Origin of the sequence: Sphingobium indicum B90A (genome assembly GCF_000264945.2) — a bacterium.
Classification (GTDB): domain Bacteria; phylum Pseudomonadota; class Alphaproteobacteria; order Sphingomonadales; family Sphingomonadaceae; genus Sphingobium; species Sphingobium indicum.
This window is the reverse complement of the sequence record NZ_CP013070.1, coordinates 1,565,363-1,584,523: the sequence shown is the minus strand read 5'-3', so window position 1 is coordinate 1,584,523 and position 19,161 is coordinate 1,565,363. Positions and strand designations below refer to the sequence as shown.

The 19,161-nt window shown below is 66.5% G+C and carries 15 protein-coding genes; 5 read left to right on the top strand and 10 right to left on the bottom strand.

Features of this window, described 5'->3' with window-relative positions; all coding sequences use genetic code 11:
* Nucleotides 1-32 precede the first annotated feature (32 nt).
* Nucleotides 33-2,045 carry a putative bifunctional diguanylate cyclase/phosphodiesterase gene (locus tag SIDU_RS07660; protein WP_007683202.1) on the top strand — a complete coding sequence of 671 codons (2,013 nt, stop codon included), beginning with the start codon at nt 33-35 and terminating at the stop codon, nt 2,043-2,045.
* On the opposite strand, the gene SIDU_RS07655 is transcribed toward SIDU_RS07660, so the two are convergent.
* The 4 genes from SIDU_RS07655 to SIDU_RS07640 all read right to left on the bottom strand — a co-directional run bounded on the left by SIDU_RS07655 (nt 2,034) and on the right by SIDU_RS07640 (nt 7,348).
* Complete coding sequence (locus tag SIDU_RS07655; RefSeq protein ID WP_007683204.1) at nt 2,034-2,780, bottom strand: TorF family putative porin; 747 nt, start codon at nt 2,778-2,780, stop codon at nt 2,034-2,036. The genes SIDU_RS07660 and SIDU_RS07655 overlap by 12 nt on opposite strands.
* Nucleotides 2,767-3,177 carry a hypothetical protein gene (locus SIDU_RS07650; protein ID WP_007683207.1) on the bottom strand — a complete coding sequence of 137 codons (411 nt, stop codon included), beginning with the start codon at nt 3,175-3,177 and terminating at the stop codon, nt 2,767-2,769. Before SIDU_RS07650 ends, SIDU_RS07655 begins: the two co-directional genes overlap by 14 nt.
* 326 nt (nt 3,178-3,503) lie before the next feature.
* Entirely contained in the window at nt 3,504-6,968 is a 3,465-nt protein-coding gene (mfd, locus tag SIDU_RS07645; protein WP_007683318.1) for a transcription-repair coupling factor, read from the bottom strand.
* 110 nt (nt 6,969-7,078) lie between these two features.
* Nucleotides 7,079-7,348: an FAD assembly factor SdhE gene (locus SIDU_RS07640; protein WP_007683316.1), complete on the bottom strand. Its 270-nt coding sequence runs from the start codon at nt 7,346-7,348 to the stop codon at nt 7,079-7,081.
* A gap of 85 nt (nt 7,349-7,433) precedes the next feature.
* Here SIDU_RS07640 and recG point away from each other — a divergent pair, with 85 nt between their 5' ends.
* Nucleotides 7,434-9,497, top strand: coding sequence for an ATP-dependent DNA helicase RecG (gene recG, locus SIDU_RS07635; RefSeq protein WP_007683314.1), 2,064 nt, complete (start codon nt 7,434-7,436; stop codon nt 9,495-9,497).
* Between the two features lie 182 nt (nt 9,498-9,679).
* Nucleotides 9,680-10,771: a mechanosensitive ion channel family protein gene (locus tag SIDU_RS07630; protein ID WP_007683313.1), complete on the top strand. Its 1,092-nt coding sequence runs from the start codon at nt 9,680-9,682 to the stop codon at nt 10,769-10,771.
* Here the strand turns inward: SIDU_RS07630 and SIDU_RS07625 are convergent.
* Nucleotides 10,743-11,096: a PilZ domain-containing protein gene (locus SIDU_RS07625; protein WP_007683312.1), complete on the bottom strand. Its 354-nt coding sequence runs from the start codon at nt 11,094-11,096 to the stop codon at nt 10,743-10,745. The two genes, SIDU_RS07630 and SIDU_RS07625, sit on opposite strands and share 29 nt — an antisense overlap.
* Before the next feature lie 76 nt (nt 11,097-11,172).
* The gene (tyrS, locus tag SIDU_RS07620; protein ID WP_073507130.1) at nt 11,173-12,390 is read right to left on the bottom strand and encodes a tyrosine--tRNA ligase; all 1,218 of its coding nucleotides are present in this window, start codon (nt 12,388-12,390) and stop codon (nt 11,173-11,175) included.
* A 168-nt stretch (nt 12,391-12,558) separates the two neighbouring features.
* Between tyrS and SIDU_RS07615 the strand changes: the two genes are divergently transcribed.
* A complete protein-coding gene (locus tag SIDU_RS07615; RefSeq protein WP_025772715.1) occupies nt 12,559-13,647 on the top strand; it encodes an anhydro-N-acetylmuramic acid kinase in 1,089 nt (362 codons plus the stop codon).
* Here the strand turns inward: SIDU_RS07615 and SIDU_RS07610 are convergent, their stop codons facing one another.
* Nucleotides 13,648-14,823: a vWA domain-containing protein gene (locus SIDU_RS07610; RefSeq protein WP_007683309.1), complete on the bottom strand. Its 1,176-nt coding sequence runs from the start codon at nt 14,821-14,823 to the stop codon at nt 13,648-13,650. It lies immediately after the preceding gene.
* A gap of 140 nt (nt 14,824-14,963) precedes the next feature.
* Here SIDU_RS07610 and SIDU_RS07605 point away from each other — a divergent pair, with 140 nt between their 5' ends.
* The gene (locus SIDU_RS07605) at nt 14,964-16,328 is read left to right on the top strand and encodes a methyl-accepting chemotaxis protein (RefSeq protein ID WP_007683308.1); all 1,365 of its coding nucleotides are present in this window, start codon (nt 14,964-14,966) and stop codon (nt 16,326-16,328) included.
* Nucleotides 16,329-16,730: 402 nt separating this feature from the next.
* On the opposite strand, the gene SIDU_RS07600 is transcribed toward SIDU_RS07605, so the two are convergent.
* From SIDU_RS07600 to SIDU_RS07590, 3 genes are all read right to left on the bottom strand, one after another.
* On the bottom strand, nt 16,731-17,759 hold the full coding sequence (locus tag SIDU_RS07600; RefSeq protein ID WP_007683307.1) for a hypothetical protein: 1,029 nt from the start codon (nt 17,757-17,759) through the stop codon (nt 16,731-16,733).
* Nucleotides 17,760-17,853: 94 nt separating this feature from the next.
* Entirely contained in the window at nt 17,854-18,267 is a 414-nt protein-coding gene (locus SIDU_RS07595; protein ID WP_025161101.1) for a GFA family protein, read from the bottom strand.
* A 38-nt stretch (nt 18,268-18,305) separates the two neighbouring features.
* Nucleotides 18,306-19,151 (bottom strand): AAA family ATPase, encoded by an 846-nt coding sequence (locus tag SIDU_RS07590; RefSeq protein ID WP_007683305.1) that lies wholly within the window; start codon nt 19,149-19,151, stop codon nt 18,306-18,308.
* Nucleotides 19,152-19,161 lie beyond the last annotated feature (10 nt).

The following is a 19,161-nucleotide window of genomic DNA, read 5'->3' as shown; positions in this document are numbered from 1 at the left end:
AAGAGGGCGTGAACCGTCCCGAGGAGCATCATGTGAGCGGCGAGACCGCACTGGACGGACAGCGCAGCCTCTTCATCCTGTCGCCGGGCGACCGCGACGGATTGTCGCAGCAGGCGAGGGCGGCGGGCTGGCGCGCCATAGCCGCCCGTCGCGCCACCGATGCCGCGCAGCGCTTCCTGCACAGCGACGCCCAGATCGCCCTGGCCGACATGCGCGGCGCGGGCGATGGCGACATCCGCCTGATCGCGTCGCTGGGTCCGTCGGTGGATGCGGGCGGGGGCGCGCTGATCGTGCTGGTCGACGCGGGGGACATGGCCGCAGTGCCGGCATTGCTGGAGGCGGGGGCGACGCATTTCCTTGCCGCGCCCTTCACGCCCGCCGAACTGCGCGCCACGCTGGCTTCGGCGCAGCGGCTGGTCGACCGGCTGGTCGGCGGGACGACGCACAGCCGGCGCGCCCAGCGCATCCGGCGCGGCGACGCGCTGTTCTGGGAGAGGGATGGGGACCGCATCCGCATCAGCGACAATCTTGCGCGCCATCTGGGTCTTGACCGGCAGAGCGTCGACCCGGCGACCTTCATCCGCCGCCTGCCGCGTGCCGAGCGCCGTTCCGTGATCGCCGCGCTGCGCGGCATGATGCGGTCCGGCCGTCCGGAGGCCTTCGCCCATGCCGCGCCGGGCCGTCCGGGCGACCGGCTGGTGCATCATCTGCGGCTGGTCGACGGGGTCGTCGCGGCGGATGTGGAGTGGCTGTCCGACGCGCATGGCCATGACGCCACCGGACGGGACGACCTGACCGGGCTGCGCTCGCGCCAGGCGGCGCTCGATTGGCTGGAACAGCGGCAGGGGCTGGCGACGACGGTGCTGCTGCTGTCGATCAGCCAGTTCGACCGCATGAACGCCGCCTATGGCCAGGTCGTGGGCGACGCGCTGCTGGGCCGGATCGCCCGCCGCATAGAGCGCATGACCGTCGACATGGCGGTCGGCGCGATGGTCGCGCGCATCGCCGGGACGGAATTCCTGATCGGCCTGACGGGCGAGGCGGCGACGGCGGAAAAGGCGACCTTCCTGGCCCGGCAACTGATCGGCGCCATCGGCCGGCCGTTCAGCGCTGGGGACCATCTGATCCGCCTCACGGCGCGCTGCGGCATCGCCCAGTCGCGGGCGGACGACGACGCCACCCGCCTTATCCGCCGCGCCGGCACCGCTTTGGCCGACGCCAGGGTCGGGGGCGGGGAGGGCATCCGCATCTTCTCCTCCGAAAAACGCAGCCGCCAGGTGGATGCCGACCAGTTGGAAACCGACCTGCGCCTCGCCCTGGATCGAGGGGAAATCGGCATATTGTTCCAGCCGCAATATCCCGTGGATGGGGAGCATATGATCGGCGTGGAGGCATTGGCCCGCTGGAACCATCCGCAATATGGCGCTCTGGGGGCGGGAATGCTGTTCGCCACGGCGGGGCGTTCCGACTATATGCTGCCGCTTTCCGCGCATATCCAGGCCGAAGCGCTGCGGCAGGCCGCCGCCTGGCCGCGCGCGCTGTCGCATCTGCGCCTGTCGATCAACGTCACGGCGGAGGACATCGCCCAGCCCGGCTTCATGCCGCAATTCCTGAACCTGGTGGACATGAGCGGCTTTCCCCGGTCGCGCCTGACGGTGGAGATCACCGAGAGCGGCCTGATCGAGGATGTGGACAATGCCACCGCCTTGCTGACGGCGCTGCGGGCCGAAGGGCTGGCGGTGGCGGTGGACGATTTCGGCACCGGCTATTCCAGCCTTGCCTATCTCAAGAGCCTGCCGCTCGATTATCTGAAGATCGACAGCGGGCTGGCGCAGGACATCGCCGGGACCGCCCGCGACCGAATCATCGTGCGCGGCGTCATCCATATGGCGAAGTCGTTGGGCCTGCGCGTCATCGCCGAAGGGGTGGAGACGGAGCAGCAGCTGGACCTCCTCACCCGCGAAGGTTGCGATTATTATCAGGGTTTCCTGCGTTCGGCGGGCGTTTCCTCCGCCGATCTGGTGGCGCTGGCGCTAAAGGCCTAACCCCACCCGCCCGATCAGGCTTGCTCCCGCATGGCGGCTGCGGGAGCCTGCGATGCTGCTGTCGGCATAGCGCAGGCCCGCGAACCAGCGGCCTTTCATATAGTCGACGCCAATGCCATAGTCCCAATAGGTGCCGTCCGGGCGCAGTCGCGCGGCGCGGGCCGGGTCGCGCGCATCGCCCGAAGACCGGCCGATCCGCGCCGAGACGGTGAGGGGCGTGCCCGGCAACCCCATCGCCGCCGAAGCGGACAGATAGAGATTGTCGCCGCCGATGGACGATTGCCGGGGAGCATAGCTGCCGTTGAAGTCGATGCTGGCCGGTCCGATCTGGAAAGCCGCGCCTGCGCCGAATTCGCCATAGCCTTGCCCCGAGCTTCCGGGGAAAAGGCGATAGCGCCCTTCGGCGGAAAGCCGCCAGCCGCCGACCTGTCGCGCATAGGCCGCGCCCAGGTCGACGACGGCATCGGCTCCGCCGTGCCGGTCGCTGCCGCTCAGCGAGGCGGCCGTGCCGTCGATGCTCAGCCCGTCCGCCACGGGCACGGACAGCGTGCCCCGCAGCACCGGGTCGCCCTCGCTCCAACTCAGCCCCCGGCGCCGTTCCTCGCTGGCGACTTCCACCGTCGCGGAGACGCCGTCGGCATATTGCGCGAAGGCGGGGCCGGCGCCGACGCCAGCCTGGAAGGCGCTGGCCAGAAAGGCGCAGGCCAGCGCCGCCCCTTTCTCAGTTGGAGGCAAGATTGCGCACGGCGTCAAGCTCTGCCAGCAGCGGCGCGCGGTCCGCCTGCGCAACCGCGATCAGATGGTCGCGGATTTCGCCTTCATGGCGCGCCAGGTTGCGTTCCCCCGACTGGCGGCCGGGCGTGCAGGCGCCATGCTCGCTGCCCGAAAACTGCTTGTCGCTGGAAACCGTGCGGCTGAGCGCCGGCCCATGGCTGAGCGCCCGGTCGACCAGGATGGTGGCGGTCCACTGGCACCGTTGCATGTCCGCGCGGTTCGGGGTCTTGGCGCCGATGGTCCTGGCGCGGAACTCGGCGCGGGCGCTGTAGGTCGCCTCCACCGGCTTTCCCCCATGGTCGATCCGGACGCTGTGCGTGGCCGCCGCCGCGGCGAGGGCAATAAGGGTCAAACTCATGTCTTTCTCCTGCTCGACGCCGGACTTTGCTGTCCGGTCGTCAGAGCGGGATTAGGTCGCGACTGTTGCTGGCTGTTGTCCCAGGGATGACAAAGGGGTGCTGGCGCTTGACGCGGGGAAACGCCGATAGCGGCATTGCCTCACCGTCGCCCGGACCCTTCGGCAAGCTCAGGACAGGCTTGATCCGGGGAGCCGCTTTTCCCTCTGCACCGCGCCTCGGTCAAGGCAGCGGAACCCCGGGTCAAGCCCGGGCGACGGATAGGGGAATGTTCGCTTATTCACCCAAGAACACTCGGTCTGGCGGATCTTGAATTTGTCGACACACCCTAGGCCGCGGCTTTCGCCAGCCCCTTGGAAAGCTGCAGCGCGCCATTGAGCCGCGCCGCCGGATCGGCCCAGGCGCGGTTCACCACGACCTTGCTGTCGGGCCGCAACCGCGCCACGCCGTTCAGCCGCTGGATATAGGCGACCAAACCCTCCGGCCGGGGGAAGCGGTCCTCGAAGAAGCTGACCAGCGCGCCCTTCGCCCCGACGTCGATCTTGGCGATATTGGCGGCGACGCAATTCTGCTTGATCTCGATGATCTTGAACAGGTTTTGCGTCGGCGGAGGCAGCTTGCCGAAGCGGTCGATCAGTTCGGCGGCGAAGGCCTCCAGCCCCTGCCGGTCCTCGACTTCGTTGAGGCGGCGGTAAAGGCCCATGCGCAGGTCGAGGTCGGGCACATAATCCTCCGGAATGAGGATCGGCGCGTCGACGGTAATCTGCGGCGAGAAGCTCTCCCGCGCCTTCTCCAGCCCCGCGCCGCCGGCCTTCGCCTCCAGGATCGCGTCCTCCAGCATCGACTGGTAGAGTTCGAACCCGACCTCCTTGATATGGCCGGATTGCTCGTCGCCCACCAGATTGCCCGCGCCGCGTATGTCGAGGTCGTGCGACGCAAGCTGGAACCCCGCGCCCAGCGTGTCCAGGTCGGACAGAACCTTCAGCCGCTTTTCCGCCGTTTCGGTGATCACCCGGTTGGCTGGCGTGGTGAAATAGGCATAGGCGCGCGTCTTCGCCCGCCCGACCCGCCCGCGAAGCTGATAGAGCTGCGCCAGGCCGAAGCGGTCCGCCCGGTGGATGATGAGCGTGTTGGCGGAGGGGATGTCCAGCCCGCTTTCGACGATGGTGGTCGAGAGCAGCACGTCGTAGCGCCTGTCGTAAAAGGCGGCCATGCGTTCCTCCACCTCCGTCGCGCTCATCTGGCCATGGGCGACCACCGGCCGCACTTCGGGCACTTCGGTGCGGAGAAATTCCTCGATCTCCGTCAGGTCGGAAATGCGCGGCACGACGAAGAAGCTCTGGCCGCCGCGATAATGTTCGCGCAGCAGTGCCTCGCGGATCACCACCCCGTCCCACGGCATGATGTAGGTCCGCACCGCCAGGCGATCCACTGGCGGCGTCTGGATGACCGACAGTTCCCGCAGGCCCGACATCGCCATCTGCAAGGTGCGCGGGATGGGCGTCGCCGTCAGCGTCAGCACGTGGACGTCGGTCTTGAGCGACTTCAGCCGTTCCTTGTGCGTCACGCCGAACCGCTGCTCCTCGTCCACGATGACGAGGCCCAGCCGCTTGAACTCCAGCCCCTTGGCCAGCAGCGCGTGGGTGCCCACCACGATGTCGACGGTTCCGTCGGCAAGGCCGGCCTTCACCGCCTTCGCCTCCTTGTCCGGCACCAGGCGGGACAGGCGGCCGATCTTCACCGGGAAACCCCGGAAACGCTCCTCGAAATTCATGTGATGCTGCCGGGCGAGCAGGGTGGTCGGGCAGATCACCACCACCTGCATCCCCGCCATCGCGGCGACGAAGGCGGCGCGCAGCGCGACCTCCGTCTTGCCGAAGCCGACATCGCCGCAGACCAGCCGGTCCATCGGCCTGCCCGCGCCCAGATCCTCTATCACGTCGCTGATCGCCCGGTCCTGATCGTCGGTTTCCTGATAGGGGAAGCGGTCGACGAAGGCGGGATAGCCCGCGCTGTCGGGTTCCGCCACGGTCGCGGGCCGCAGGGCGCGCTCCGCCGCGGTCTTGAGCAGTTCGCCCGCAATCTCGCGGATGCGTTCCTTCATCCGCGCCTTGCGCCGCTGCCAGGCCTCCCCGCCCAGCTTGTCCAGGCTGACACCCTCGCTTTCGGAGCCGTAGCGGGAGAGAACCTCCAGATTTTCGACCGGCACATAGAGCTTGTCGCCGCCCGCATATTCCAGCGCGACGCAATCATGGGCCGCCTTGGCGACGGGAATCTGGGTCAGTCCCTCATAGCGGCCGATGCCATGGTCCATGTGCACGACCAGATCGCCGGGCGAGAGCGTCGCCAGTTCGGCCAGGAAAGCGTCCGCGCTTTTCTTCCGCTTCGCCCGCCTCACCAGCCGGTCGCCCAGCATGTCCTGTTCGGTCAGCACCGCCACGTCGGGCGCGGTGAAGCCATGATCCAGCGGCAGGACGGTCAGCACCGTGCTGCCCCCGGCCGCGATGCCCAGCGCCTCCTGCCAGCTGTCCGCCGCCGCGATCCGCTTCAGCCCATGATCGGCCAGCAGGCCGGAAAGCCGTTCCCGCGCCCCGCCCGAATAGCTGGCGATGACGACCTTCTTCTTTGTCCGCTGGAGCGCGGCGATATGCTTGCTCACCGCCTCATAGACATTGGCGTTCTGCGCCCGCTCCGGCGCGAAGTCGCGGGGGCCATCCACTGCGAAGTCGAGGACGGAGGCGCTCTCCGGTTCATGGAAGGGGGTGGTGGCGTGCATCGGCCAGTCGCGCGCCAGGGCGGCCCATTCCTCCGCCTCCAGATAGAGGGCCCGTGGCTCCAGCGGCCGATAGGCGCCCGGATCGGAGGATTTCGCCGCCGCGCGGTTCGCATGATAGTCCCTGATCGCCTCGAACCGCGCCTCCGCCGCGCCCGCCACGCCATGGTCCAGCAGGATCAGGCTGTCGTCGCCCAGATGGTCGGTCAGGGGCACCAACCGTTCCTCGAACAGCGGCAGCCAATGTTCCATGCCCTGCAGGCGGCGCCCGTCGCTCACCGCCTGATAGAGCGGGTCGCCCGTGGCCGTGGCGCCGAAAATCTCGCGATAGCGGCCGCGGAAACGCTTGATCGTCTCCTCGTCCAGCAAAGCCTCCGACGCCGGGAGCAGGGTGAAGCCCTCGACGCTGCCGCTGGTCCGCTGGTCGGCGGGATCGAAGCGGCGCACCGTCTCTATCTCGTCCCCGAAGAAATCGAGCCTGAGCGGCTGTTCCTCGCCGCCGGGGAACAGGTCGACAATGCCGCCGCGTATGGCGAACTCGCCCCGGTCATGCACGGTGTCGGTGCGCACATAGCCATTGGCCTGCAACATGTCCGCCAGCCGGGAGATCGCGATCCGTTCCTTGGGCGCGAGCTTCGCCACCAGTTGCCGCACGCGGAACGGCGTCAGCGTGCGCTGGGTGAGGGCGTTGAGCGTGGTGAGGACGAGTTGCGGCCCCCGCGGCCTCCCTTGCAGGGCGTAGAGGCCCGCCAGCCGCGCCGCGGCGGTGCGCAGCGAAGGGCTGGCCCGGTCATAGGGCAGGCAGTCCCAGGCGGGGATTTCGACGATCTCGATCTCCGGCGCGAAATAATGCGCGGTATCCGCCACGGCGCGCATGAGCTGTTCGTCAGGGGCGACGAACAGGGTGCGGGACGGGGCTGCCCGCGCGATGTCCGCCAGCAGCCAGGGCTGGAAACCGGCCGGCACGCCGGAAAGGGTCATCGGGGCGGAGGCTTTGAGAATCTTGAGAAGGTCGGTCATTCTTTACTCAGTCCCCCTCCCGCAAGCGGGAGAGGTTAGGGGTGGGCGTTGCAACGGCGGTGGAGCAGGCCCACCCCCAGCCCCTTCCGCTGCGGAAGGGGAGCGTGAGGCTACTTCTTCCCGATCTCCACGAAATCCATCTTCGCGAACCTTTCCCACATCGGCCCGCGCCATTGTTCCGGCAGCGGCAGCGTGCCCAGGGCCCAGGCCATGATGTCGGCATCCTGTTCCTCGATAAACCGTTCGAACCAATCCAGTTCCTCTTCGCCCCATTCCGCATGGTAGCGATCGAAAAATCCGCCCACCGCGAGGTCCGCTTCCTTGATGCCGCGATGCCAGGCCCGGAATTGCAGGCGGCGGATGCGAGGGTCTTCGTTCACAATTTGTTCCTTGGACGAGCATGGCGAAATTGCCGATCGGATGTTTGCGCATCGTCCCGGCTGGGCTAGACGCATGCAGATAGCCATGCGACCCGACATCCTCAACCCACTCTTCACCGAAATCGAGGCGCTGAAAGGCGTCGGTCCCACATTGGCAAAACCGCTGGAGCGGTTGGGCCTGGCGCGGGCCGTCGACGTCGCCTTCCACCTTCCGGTCAGCTTTGTCGACCGCCGCATGGTGGACGAACTGATGCTAGGCGATTCAGGCCGGGTCATCGGCATCACGCTGACGCCCACAGACTATCGCGCCTCCGGCAGCGCCCGCGCCCCGTTCCGCGTGATCGCGCAGGACCGGCACGGCAACAGCGTCGCGCTGGTCTATTTCGGCCGCAACAGCGCCTGGCCGCGCAAGCTGCTGCCGCTGGGCGAACCCAAATTCGTCTCCGGCAAGCTGGAGGCCTATGGCGACAATCTGCAGATCGTGCATCCCGACCATGTCCTGCCGCCGGAGGAAGCCGCCACCATTCCCGCGCGCGAGCCGGTCTATGGCCTGTCCGAAGGGTTGACCAACAATCGCCTGCGCGACCTGGTGGCGCAGGCGTTGGCCCGCGCGCCCGAACTGCCCGAATGGATCGAACCCAGCCTGCTCGCCCGCAAGGGCTGGCCGGGATGGCGGGAGGCCCTGCAGCGCATCCATGCCGATCCCGCGGACGCGCTGGCCCGCGAGCGGCTCGCCTATGACGAGATATTCGCCGGCCAGCTCGCGCTGATGCTGGTGCGCCAGTCGTCCCGCAGGCGCAGGGGCGTGCCCGTTGCCGGGGACGGCCGGCTGCGCGCCATGCTCAAGCTGCCATTCGCGCCGACCGACGCGCAGAGCCGCGCCTTCATGGAAATAGAGGGCGACATGGCCCAGCCCGTGCCCATGCTGCGCCTGTTGCAGGGCGATGTGGGGTCGGGCAAGACGCTGGTCGCGCTGATGGCGCTGCTCAACACGGTCGAGGCGGGGGCGCAGGGCGCGCTGCTGGCGCCGACCGAAATCCTTGCCCGCCAGCATTATGAAACGCTGCGCGGGATGGCGTCGGGCCTGCCGGTGAATATCGCCATCCTGACCGGGCGCGAAAAGGGCAAGGCGCGCGAATCCACCCTCATGGGACTGGCGGACGGCAGCATCGACATATTGGTCGGCACCCACGCCATCTTCCAGGATGCGGTGCGATACAAGAACCTCGCCCTGGCGGTGATCGACGAGCAGCATCGCTTCGGCGTCGCGCAGCGCATGATGCTGGCGGCCAAGGCGGAGCGCGCGCCGCACCTGCTGGTGATGACCGCCACGCCGATCCCGCGCACGCTGACGCTCACCTATTATGGCGAGATGGACGTATCCCGCCTGGACGAGATGCCGCCGGGCCGGCAGCCGATCCAGACCGTCGTCATGTCCTCCGGGCGTCTCGACGAAGTGGTGGAGGCGCTGGCCCGCCATGTGGAGGGCGGGGGGCAGGCCTATTGGGTCTGCCCGCTGGTCGAGGAAAGCGAGAATAGCGACCTTGCCGCCGCCGAGGCGCGGGCGGAAACGCTGCGGACGCGTTTCGGCGAGCGCGTCGCCATCGTGCACGGCCGGATGAAGGGGCCGGAAAAGGATGCCGCGATGGAATCCTTCGCCTCCGCCCGGGCGAAGATATTGGTGGCGACCACCGTGATCGAGGTCGGCGTCGACGTTCCCAAAAGCAACCTCATCATCATCGAAGGGGCCGACCGCTTCGGTCTGGCGCAGCTTCACCAGTTGCGCGGGCGCGTGGGGCGGGGGCAGAACCAGTCGGTCTGCATCCTGCTGCGCGGCAATGCGCTGAGCGAGACCGCCAGGGCGCGGCTGGCCCTGATGCGGGAAACCAATGACGGTTTCCGCATAGCCGAGGAAGACCTGCGCCTGCGGGGCGCGGGGGAGATATTGGGCACGCGCCAGTCGGGCGAGCAGCAGTTGAAGCTGGCGACGCCGGAGCATCTCTCCGCCTTGCTCGATCCGGCGCGGGACGACGCGCATCTGCTGATCGACCGCGATGGGGGACTGAGCGAGGCGCGGGGGCAGGCGGCCAGGATCTGCCTCTACCTCTTCGAACGCGACGCGGCGGTGGGTTTGCTGCGCAGCGGCTAGGAACGTGGCGTTCCTGCGAAGGCAGGAGTCCAGTTCAGGCGGTTTTGCGGCTGGCGGCGTCGGAACTGGATTCCTGCCTTCGCAGGAGCACGGCAGGGGTTTGAGGGATTGTCGCGCGCATTGTGGAAGCAACGGCTTGCCGCACCCGCGAAACCATCCCGCCGCCCTGTCGTTGCACGGCCATGCAATCCGACATCAGCCTGCACCATGTCACGTCAATGGCGGCGATCTCCATCGGCCTGTCCGTCGCCGTCGCCTTCCTGCTCCACTGGCTGGCCTATTGGCTGGCGACCCGCATCGTCCGGCGGATGCGGATAGAGCCGGTGATCCTTCCCGCCCTCTACCACCCCAGCCGCTGGCTGATCGTCCTGATGACGCTGGCGGCGGGCATCCAGCCGCTGACCTTCAGCCCGAATGTGGAGGCGATCTGGTCCATCGGATCGAAAATGCTGTTCATCCTGCTGATGGGCTGGCTGGTCTTTTCCCTGATGCGGGCGGGACGCATCATCCTGGAGCGCCGCAGCGACATCAGCGTGGAGGATAATCTGAAGGCGCGGCGGCAGCATACCCGCATCCGCATCCTCTATCGCGTGGCGCAGTTCATCGTCGGATTCCTGATCGTCTCGCTGATGCTGATCGCCATCCCCGGCGTGCGGAGCGTCGGCGTCACGCTGATGGCGTCGGCGGGGCTGGCGGGGCTGGCGGTCGGCGCGGCGGCGCAGCCCGCGCTCAAGAACCTGATCGCCGGCATCCAGATGGCCTTTTCCGAACCGATCCGGCTGGACGATGTCGTGATCGTCGAGGGAGAGTGGGGCCGGATAGAGGACATCAAGCTGACCTATGTCGTCGTTCGCATCTGGGACGACCGGCGGATGATCGTGCCTGTTTCCTATTTCCTGGAAAAGCCGTTCCAGAACTGGACGACGAAAACCTCCGACCTGCTCGGCACCGTCTTCCTCTATGTCGATCCCGCCGCGGACATAGAGGCGATCCGGGCGAAGTTCATCGAGGCGGTCAAGGCCAACAGCCGCTGGGACGGGCGCGTCGCGATATTGCAGGTGACCGACCAGCGCGCCGATGCGCTGGAGCTGCGCGGCCTGCTGAGCGCCAGGAATGCGGGCATAGCCTTCGACCTGCGCTGCGAGGTGCGGGAGGCGATGATGGATTTCCTGCGGACGCGCATGCCGCAGGCGCTGGTCCGATCGCGGCAGCGGCTGGAGGCGGGGGACGATCTGGGAAAGGCGTTTACCAGGCCGTCTGGCGCGGCGGAATGAGCGACAGCATGGCCTCATAGACCCGCGGTTCGATGGGCTTGAGGAACTCGACGCCGATCCGCCCATCCTCCGACCAGCGCACTTCCGCGGCATGATCCTTCACCACGGGCAGCCATATCGTCACCCGTTCGCCCATGCCAAGGGGCGCCTCCGTCCGGCACATCAGTCCCAGGGCGGAGATGTTGATGATCCGCGTGCCATGGGTCCGCCCCTGCGCCGTGATATGGCTGACCATATCGACCAGGTCGCGCTGCGCGCGCCGTTGGTTGACGGCGCTATCCCGCGACTGGTTCAGGTGGGAAAGGCTTGCGAACACCGAAGGCATGTTCGCAGGATAGGCTGAGGAAGATGGCCTCTTCCTTAAATTCCATGGTTAAAGCCCTTTAAAGGCTCTTTTGATTTCAGGCGGTTATCAGCCCGTGCTTCTTCGCGCCGAAGCTGAGCTTGTCCCCCGCCTTCAACGGCAGGGCAGGGTCGCTCACCACCTCGCCATTGACGCGGATCGCGCCCTCCGCCAGCTTCCGCCGCACTTCCTTGTTGGAGGCGGCAAAGCCCAGCGCGGTCGTCCCCTGCACGATGTTCAGCCCTTCGGCGCCAAGGCTGGCGGTCGGCAGGTTGGCGTCGGACGCGCCCTCTTCGAAGGTCCGCCGGGCCGTTTCCGCAGCCGCTGCGGCGGCATCGGCGCCGCGGCAGAGCGCCGTGGCCTCGTTCGCCAGGATCTTCTTCGCCTCGTTGATCTCCGCGCCCTGCAAGGCGGCCAGCCGCTCCACCTCGTCCATCGGCAGGTCGGTGAACAGCCGCAGCCGGTTGGCGACGTCGGCATCGGCCGTGTTGCGCCAGAACTGCCAGTAATCATAGCTGGAAAGCTGGTCCTCGTTGAGCCATACCGCGCCGCCCACGGTCTTGCCCATCTTGGTGCCGTCCGCATTGGTGAGCAGCGGGGTCGTCAGTCCGAACACCTGCGTGCCGTCCACCCGGCGCGTCAGTTCGACGCCGTTGACGATATTGCCCCACTGGTCCGATCCGCCCATCTGCAACCGGCAGGCCGAACGGCGCGACAGTTCCAGAAAGTCATAGGCCTGGAGGATCATATAGTTGAATTCCAGGAAGCTGAGCGACTGTTCCCGGTCCAGCCGCAGCTTCACCGAATCGAAACTCAGCATCCGGTTGACCGAGAAATGCTGGCCGATGTCGCGCAGGAAGGGGATATATTCCAGCCGGTCCAGCCATTCCGCATTGTCGAGCATGATCGCGTCGGTCGGCCCGTCGCCGAAGGTCAGGAACCGTTCGAACACCCGCTTGATGCTCGCCACATTCTGCGCGATGGCGTCTGTGGTCAACAGCTTGCGCGCTTCGTCCTTGAAGCTGGGGTCGCCGATCTTGCCGGTGCCGCCGCCCATCAGGACGATGGGCTTGTGCCCGGCCTTCTGCAACTGCCGCAGCATCATGATCGACACCAGGTGGCCGACATGCAGCGAGGGCGCCGTGGGATCGAAGCCGATATAGCCCGGCACGACCTGCCTGGCGGCGAGCGCGTCCAGCCCCTCCGCATCGGTCAACTGGTGGATATAGCCGCGCGCGTCGAGCAGGCGGAGCAGGTCGGAGGAATAGCTGGTCATGATGCCGCGCCCTGTAGCATCGGCTAACCGACACGAAAAGGGCTTCATGGGGCAAGCTGATCCCACCCCGTTCGGGCTGAGCCCTTCGACAGGCTCAGGGCATGCTTGTCGAAGCCCTCCACTTCTCTAAAGAAGGAACAAGTCGCAGCCCGAACGGAGGAAATGGAAATGCTGGCAATAGGCCTGATGTCGGGCACCTCCCGCGACGGCATAGACGCCGCCCTGATCGAAACCGACGGCGAAGGCGCGAACAAGGGCGTCGCCTTCCACGCCATGCCCTATCATGACGGCTTCCGCCTTCGCCTCGCGGAAGCCTGCCAGCGGGCAATGACCATGGAAAAGCCCGGCTTCGAACCGCTCATCCACGCGGTCGAGGAGGAACTGACGGAGTTCCATGTCGAGGCGGTGTCGGACCTGCTGGCCCGCAGCGGCCATGTGACGCAGGACATCGCCGTCATCGGTTTTCACGGCCACACCGTCGCCCACCGCCCCGAACGCCGCTGGACCTGGCAGATCGGGGACGGCGCGGCGCTGGCGGGTGCGTTCGGCATCCCGGTGGTCGCGGACCTGCGCAGCGCCGACGTCGCAGCCGGAGGGCAGGGCGCCCCGCTGCTTCCCGTCTATCATCGCGCTCTGGCGCACGACCTGCCCAAACCGGTCGCCGTCCTCAATCTGGGCGGCGTCGCCAACATCACCGCCATCGGCTCCAATGGGGAGATCGTCGCCTTCGACACCGGCATGGCGAGCGGCCTTATCGACAATTGGATGCAGGCCCGTGGCGACCGGGGTTTCGACGAAAATGGCGAGACGGCGGCAGGCGGACGGGTGGATGAGGAACGACTGGCCGATATGCTGTCCGACCCCTGGTTCGCCGTCCCTCCGCCCAAGAGCATAGACCGCGAGGCCTTCGCCATCGAGGCGGTGCGCGACCTTTCCCTGGCGGACGGCGCGGCGACCCTGACCGCCTTTTCCGCCGCCGCCGTGGCGCGGGGGCTGGACCATCTGGCGGAGCGGCCGAAGCGCATCTATGTCGCCGGCGGCGGGCGCCGCAATGCGACGCTGATGCGGATGCTGGGCAGCTATAGCGGGGCGGAGGTGCGGCCGGTGGACGAGCTGGGATGGGATGGCGACGCGCTGGAGGCGCAGGGTTTCGCCTATATGGCCGTCCGCCACATGAAGGGCCTGCCGATCAGCTTCCCCGGCACCACCGGCGCGCCGCAACCGCTGACGGGGGGCGTCCTCTTCGAACCGGCCTGATCACCGTTTGCGCGTCAATTCCCGCATCGCGCCGTCTATCCCGTCGATGGTCAGCGGATACATGCGCCCGTTCATGATCTCGCGGATCATCATGGTCGACTGGCTATAGCCCCAATGCGCCTCCTGCGCGGGGTTCAGCCACACGGCAGCCGGATAGGTATGCAGCACGCGGCCCAGCCAGGTCGCGCCCGGCTCCTCGTTCATATGTTCGACCGACCCGCCGGGATGGCTGATCTCATAGGGACTCATCGCCGCGTCGCCGACGAAGATCACCTTATAGTCATGCCCATATTTGTGCAGTATGTCCCAGGTCGGCGTCCGTTCCGAAAAGCGGCGGCGGTTGTCCTTCCATACGCCCTCGTACAGGCAGTTGTGGAAGTAGAAGAATTCCATGTTCTTGAATTCGCTGGTCGCGGCCGAGAACAGTTCCTCGCATAGCGTGATGAACGGGTCCATCGATCCGCCCACGTCCAGGAACAGCAGCAGCTTCACCGCATTGTGCCGTTCCGGCCGCATGCGGATGTCGAGCCAGCCCTGCCGCGCCGTTCCCCGGATGGTTTCGTCCAGGTCCAGCTCATCCGCCGCGCCCTCCCGCGCGAAGCGCCGCAGCCGCCGCAGCGCCACCTTGATGTTGCGGGTGCCCAGTTCCTTCTGATTGTCCAGATTGGCGAATTCGCGCTTTTCCCACACCTTGATGGCGCGCTTGTGCTTGCTCTCGCCGCCGATCCGCACGCCTTCGGGATTATAGCCGCCATGGCCGAAGGGGGATGTGCCGCCGGTGCCGATCCACTTGTTGCCGCCCTGATGACGCCCCTTCTGCTCCTCCAGCCGCTTCTTCAGCGTCTCCATGATCTCGTCCCAGCTGCCCAGCGACTTGATCTTCTCCATCTCCTCCGCGCTCAGGAACTTCTCCGCCACCAGCCGCAGCCATTCCTCCGGAATTTCCGCCTCGACGCCCTCGGCGCCCAGCACGCCCCTGAACACGCGGGCGAACACCTGGTCGAAGCGGTCGATCAGCCCCTCGTCCTTCACATAGGTGGCGCGGGCGAGATAATAGAAATCCTCCGGCCGCTGGCCGATGACGTCGCGATCCAGCGCCTCCAGCAGCAGCAGATGTTCCTTGATGCCGGCGGGAATGCCGGCAGCGCGCAGCGCATCGAGAAAGTTGAGCATCATGATGGCGTCCCTTGTCCGCCAGCTTGATCGATCATGCAAGCACCCCCGCGTTGTCGGAATGTTAAGTGTTGCAATGCATCGTTAACAAGGCAGTATCCATATCGGGCGGAATAGGGCAGCGATCATTGGAAAATCTAGACTTGTTGACCGACCTGGGGGAACGATCGGGCGACATCGCATTGCAATGCAGCGAAACGGCTGGCTTCCTGGGCGAACTGACTCGCCGCATCCATGACGATTCGGCGCATCTGGTCGAATTGCAATCGACGATGCAGGCGCTGGCGGTCAGCCAGAATGAAAGCGTGCTGGCGGCCCAGGAACTCAGCCTCACCGCCCGCCGCGCGGGGCAGATCATCGCCCAGGGGCATGAGGCCATCGGCCGTTCCCTGGGCCAGGTGACGGAACTGATCGAGAATGTGACCGGCCTTGAAGGCCATCTGCGCCAGTTCCTGGACGTCATCGAGACGGTGGGCGACATTTCAGGGCAACTCGGCGCCATCGCCCGGCAGACGCGCCTTCTGGGCGTCAACGCAGCGATCGAGGCCGCCCGCGGCGGCGAAGCGACGCAGGGCTTTGCCGTGGTGGCGGACGAAATCAGGCGGCTGGCCGAGCAGGCGGGCGAGTCGGCGGCATCGGTGGGCGACAAGCTGGGTCTGCTCGACCGCGACGCCCGGCAACTGATCGGCGGGGTGGAGGCCAATATCCTGCGCGGCCGCGACGTCGGTTCGCATATCGACACGCTGCGCGTCAGCATGGCCGAAATCGCTTCGCTGGTGACGCAATTCGGGGAACGGTCCGACACGATCGTCACCTGCACGGACGAGGCCGACGGCGACGTGGCGGCGCTGCGCCAGGGACTTGCCCGTTTCAGCCAGTCGGCGACCGAAAGCGCGACCCGCGTCGAAACGGCGCGCGGCCATCTGGAGCGGCTGGAGGGCATGGCCAATGCCATGCTCAACACGGCGGCGCATAGCGGCCATGTCACGCGCAACAGCCGCTATATCGCCTTCGCCGAAGAGGGGGCGGAGGAGCTGCAGGCGCTGATCGAAGGGGCGCTGGCGCAGGGGGAATTGGACATGGCCGGCCTGTTCGATACCGCATACCGGCCGCTGCCCGGTTCCGAGCCGACGCAATATGAAAATGGCTTTACCGCCTTTGCCGACCGCTTCGTGCAGCCCCTGCTCGACCGGCGGACGGCGCAGGACAGCGCCATAGTGGGCTGTTGCCTGATCGACATGAACGGTTATCTGCCGACCCATATCAGCGCGCGCAGCCAGCCGCAGCGGCTCGGCCAGGCGCGCTGGAACATGGAACATGCGCGCAACCGGCAGATTTTCATGGACAGCCAGACCCGCCGCGCCCTGGACGGGGACGGGGACTTCTTCCTGTTCACCTACCGCCAGGATCTGGGCGAGGGACGTTACCGGGCGCTGCGCAGCGTGTTCGTGCCGCTGATGTTCGGCGGGAGGCGCTGGGGGCTTTATGAGGTCGGCTATCTGATCTGAGTTGCGGGGCGGTTTGTCCCGATTTCATGGGCAGGCGATTTCGTCCAAGGCATTGCCCGGAAAGCCGTGTCGCGCCGAAATGAAGTTCGGCATGACGGATGTTTTCCGCCATTTCTCCGGCGGCGTGGACAAATTCAACATTCGCCGGAATGAATGATTTTGGGTGGAAAGCGGACCTATCCTATTCCTCCCCATCGATAGATGGGGAGGGGGACCAGCCGCAGGCTGGTGGAGGGGAATGGGGCACGATCTGCGTATTTCCCCTCCACCACCGCTTTCAGCGGCGGTCCCCCTCCCCACGCTGCGCGTAGGGAGGATTTTAGGTCCGCAACTGGCCATATCACGCCATTTTCGAATTTGCCTGCGCCGCCTAAACCGGCAATCGGCTTCCATCGCTCGGAACTAACGCAGCTTCGCGTCCGCAGTTCGCACCGTCATCTGGCCGTTGGCGGTGTAAGCCGCCGTCGCCCCCGCCTGCGCGGTCTGCGGATCCTTTCCGTCCAGTATCTGGGCCATCTGCCGCGCGCTGGGCACCTTGTCATAGACGCCGTAGAGATCGGTTTGCCCCACCGAATGGATCGAAAGCCTGTAGCCGCGGCCTGCTTCGGCCGGGTCGAACGCCATCACCGTGCCCGCATCGTCCACCGGCACGATGATCGCGCCGTAGGCGATGCCGGCCTGCTGGAGGATGTCGAGGCTGCCGTCGGCGGTATCGACCTTCCCCCGGATGCAGAGGGCCTCCCGCCCTTCGCGCGGCAGGGCGACGTCGACGGGGGCGGCGGCGGATCGTTGAGTCAGCCGGGCTTCGCCGGCGTCGGCGGCGGGGCAGGCGGTCAGCCTTGCGGGCTTGGTCGCATGGATGGAGGAGGAGTCGTCGAAGCGGAGTCCGGCCAGCATCCCGTCCAGCCCGGCGAGCACTTCCTTCCGCCGTTCCGTCGGCCCGGTGACGCGCAGCTTCACCAGCCATCGCCCGACGTGCAGGAAAGCCGCGGCGGTGGTGAGCGCGCCGTCGGCGGCATCGTCATAGACGGCGCGGATGGCGCCATCGGCATGACCCGCCACGGCGACGCTGGCATAGGCGGTGCGCCGCGTCCTGGCGCCGAAGCGCTCCGTCACGGCCTTGTCCGTCATATAGGCGGCCAGCGAGGCGTCGGCATAGCTCGGCAGATAGACATAGAGCGTCGCCTGGATCGCGCCGTCGTCCGACAGATATTGCGCGTAATTGTCGATCCCCTTGCCGCCGTGGGAAACCTCCCCGCTCTTGGACAGCGACAGGCCGGCGACGCTTTGCGGCATGCCGATCCCGGCCGCGTCGGCGCGCAGGTCGGTAATGGTGGTGGTCCAGGCTTCCCGTTCCTCGGCCGCGCGCGCGAATGCGGGCGCTGACAAAGCCAGCACCGCCGATAAAAGGGACAACGCACGCTTGGGCATTGGCATCCTTCCCTAAATTCATGGCCGTCTTTTCGCGGCTTTGAATGTCAGAAGGGAAGTTGAGCCGAAATGCACCGGCGGCGCAAGCGGCCTTTCAGGCTATGGGAGGGATTTGTGCCGGATAATGGGGCAGATCAGGGTCCAGATGCGCCCAATCGGGCGCTGCGTCGGTCCAGATGACCGCCTGAGGGGCCAGAAGATCGGGATCGTCCAGCGCTCCCGCCCGGATGAAGCTCAGGTGCGGGCGCGATTCGGCCAGGCTGAAGAGCGGCGTGCCGCATTCGGGGCAGAAGCCGCGCCGCATCGCCGTGCCGCTGTCCGCGATGCTGTGATGCCAGCGCACCTCGCCCGTGACCGTCAGCTTGTCGGACGGGAAGCAGACGTTCACGGTCCCCGATCCGCCCCCCAGATATTGGCAGAGCCGGCACCAGCACATGCGCGCCGCCAGGGGTTCCGCGTCGATGGCTATCCGCACCCTTCCGCACAGGCATCCGGCTTGATGAGGCATGGTTCGGGCCTTTCCGATGGGCGGGAGGGGAGCGGCCCCTACCGTCCCTGCCGCCTGGCCATGAAGGCCAGCCGTTCGAACATCATGACGTCCTGCTCATTCTTGAGCAGGGCGCCGTGCAGCGGCGGGATCGCCTTGGTGGGATCGCGGTCCTGCAACACCTCGAGCGGCATGTCCTCCGCCAGGATCAGCTTCAGCCAGTCGAGCAGTTCGCTGGTCGAGGGCTTCTTCTTGAGGCCGGGAACTTCGCGGATTTCGTAGAAAATCTCCAGCGCGCGGTTGACCAATATCTTCTGGATGCCGGGGAAATGCACGTCGATGATGGCCTGCATCGTCTCCCGGTCGGGGAATTTGATATAGTGGAAGAAGCAGCGGCGCAGAAAGGCGTCGGGCAGTTCCTTCTCATTGTTGGAGGTGATGACGACCACCGGCCGTTCCTTCGCCGCCACGGTCTCCCCCGTTTCATAGACGTGGAAGGCCATGCGGTCGAGTTCCTGCAACAGGTCGTTGGGGAATTCGATGTCGGCCTTGTCGATCTCGTCGATCAGCAGCACCGGAAGGGTGGGGGATGTGAACGCCTCCCACAGCTTGCCCTTGCGGATATAATTGCCGATGTCGTGAACGCGCTGGTCGCCAAGCTGGCCGTCGCGCAGCCGGGCGACGGCGTCATATTCATAAAGGCCCTGATGCGCCTTGGTCGTCGACTTGACGTTCCATTCGATCAGCGGCGCGTCCAGGGCCTTGGCGATTTCCTGCGCCAGAACGGTCTTGCCGGTGCCCGGCTCCCCCTTCACCAGCAGGGGGCGGCGAAGCAGCACCGCAGCGTTGACCGCGACCTTCAGATCGTCGGTGGCGACATAATCCTGCGTGCCTTCGAACCGCATATTCCTGTTT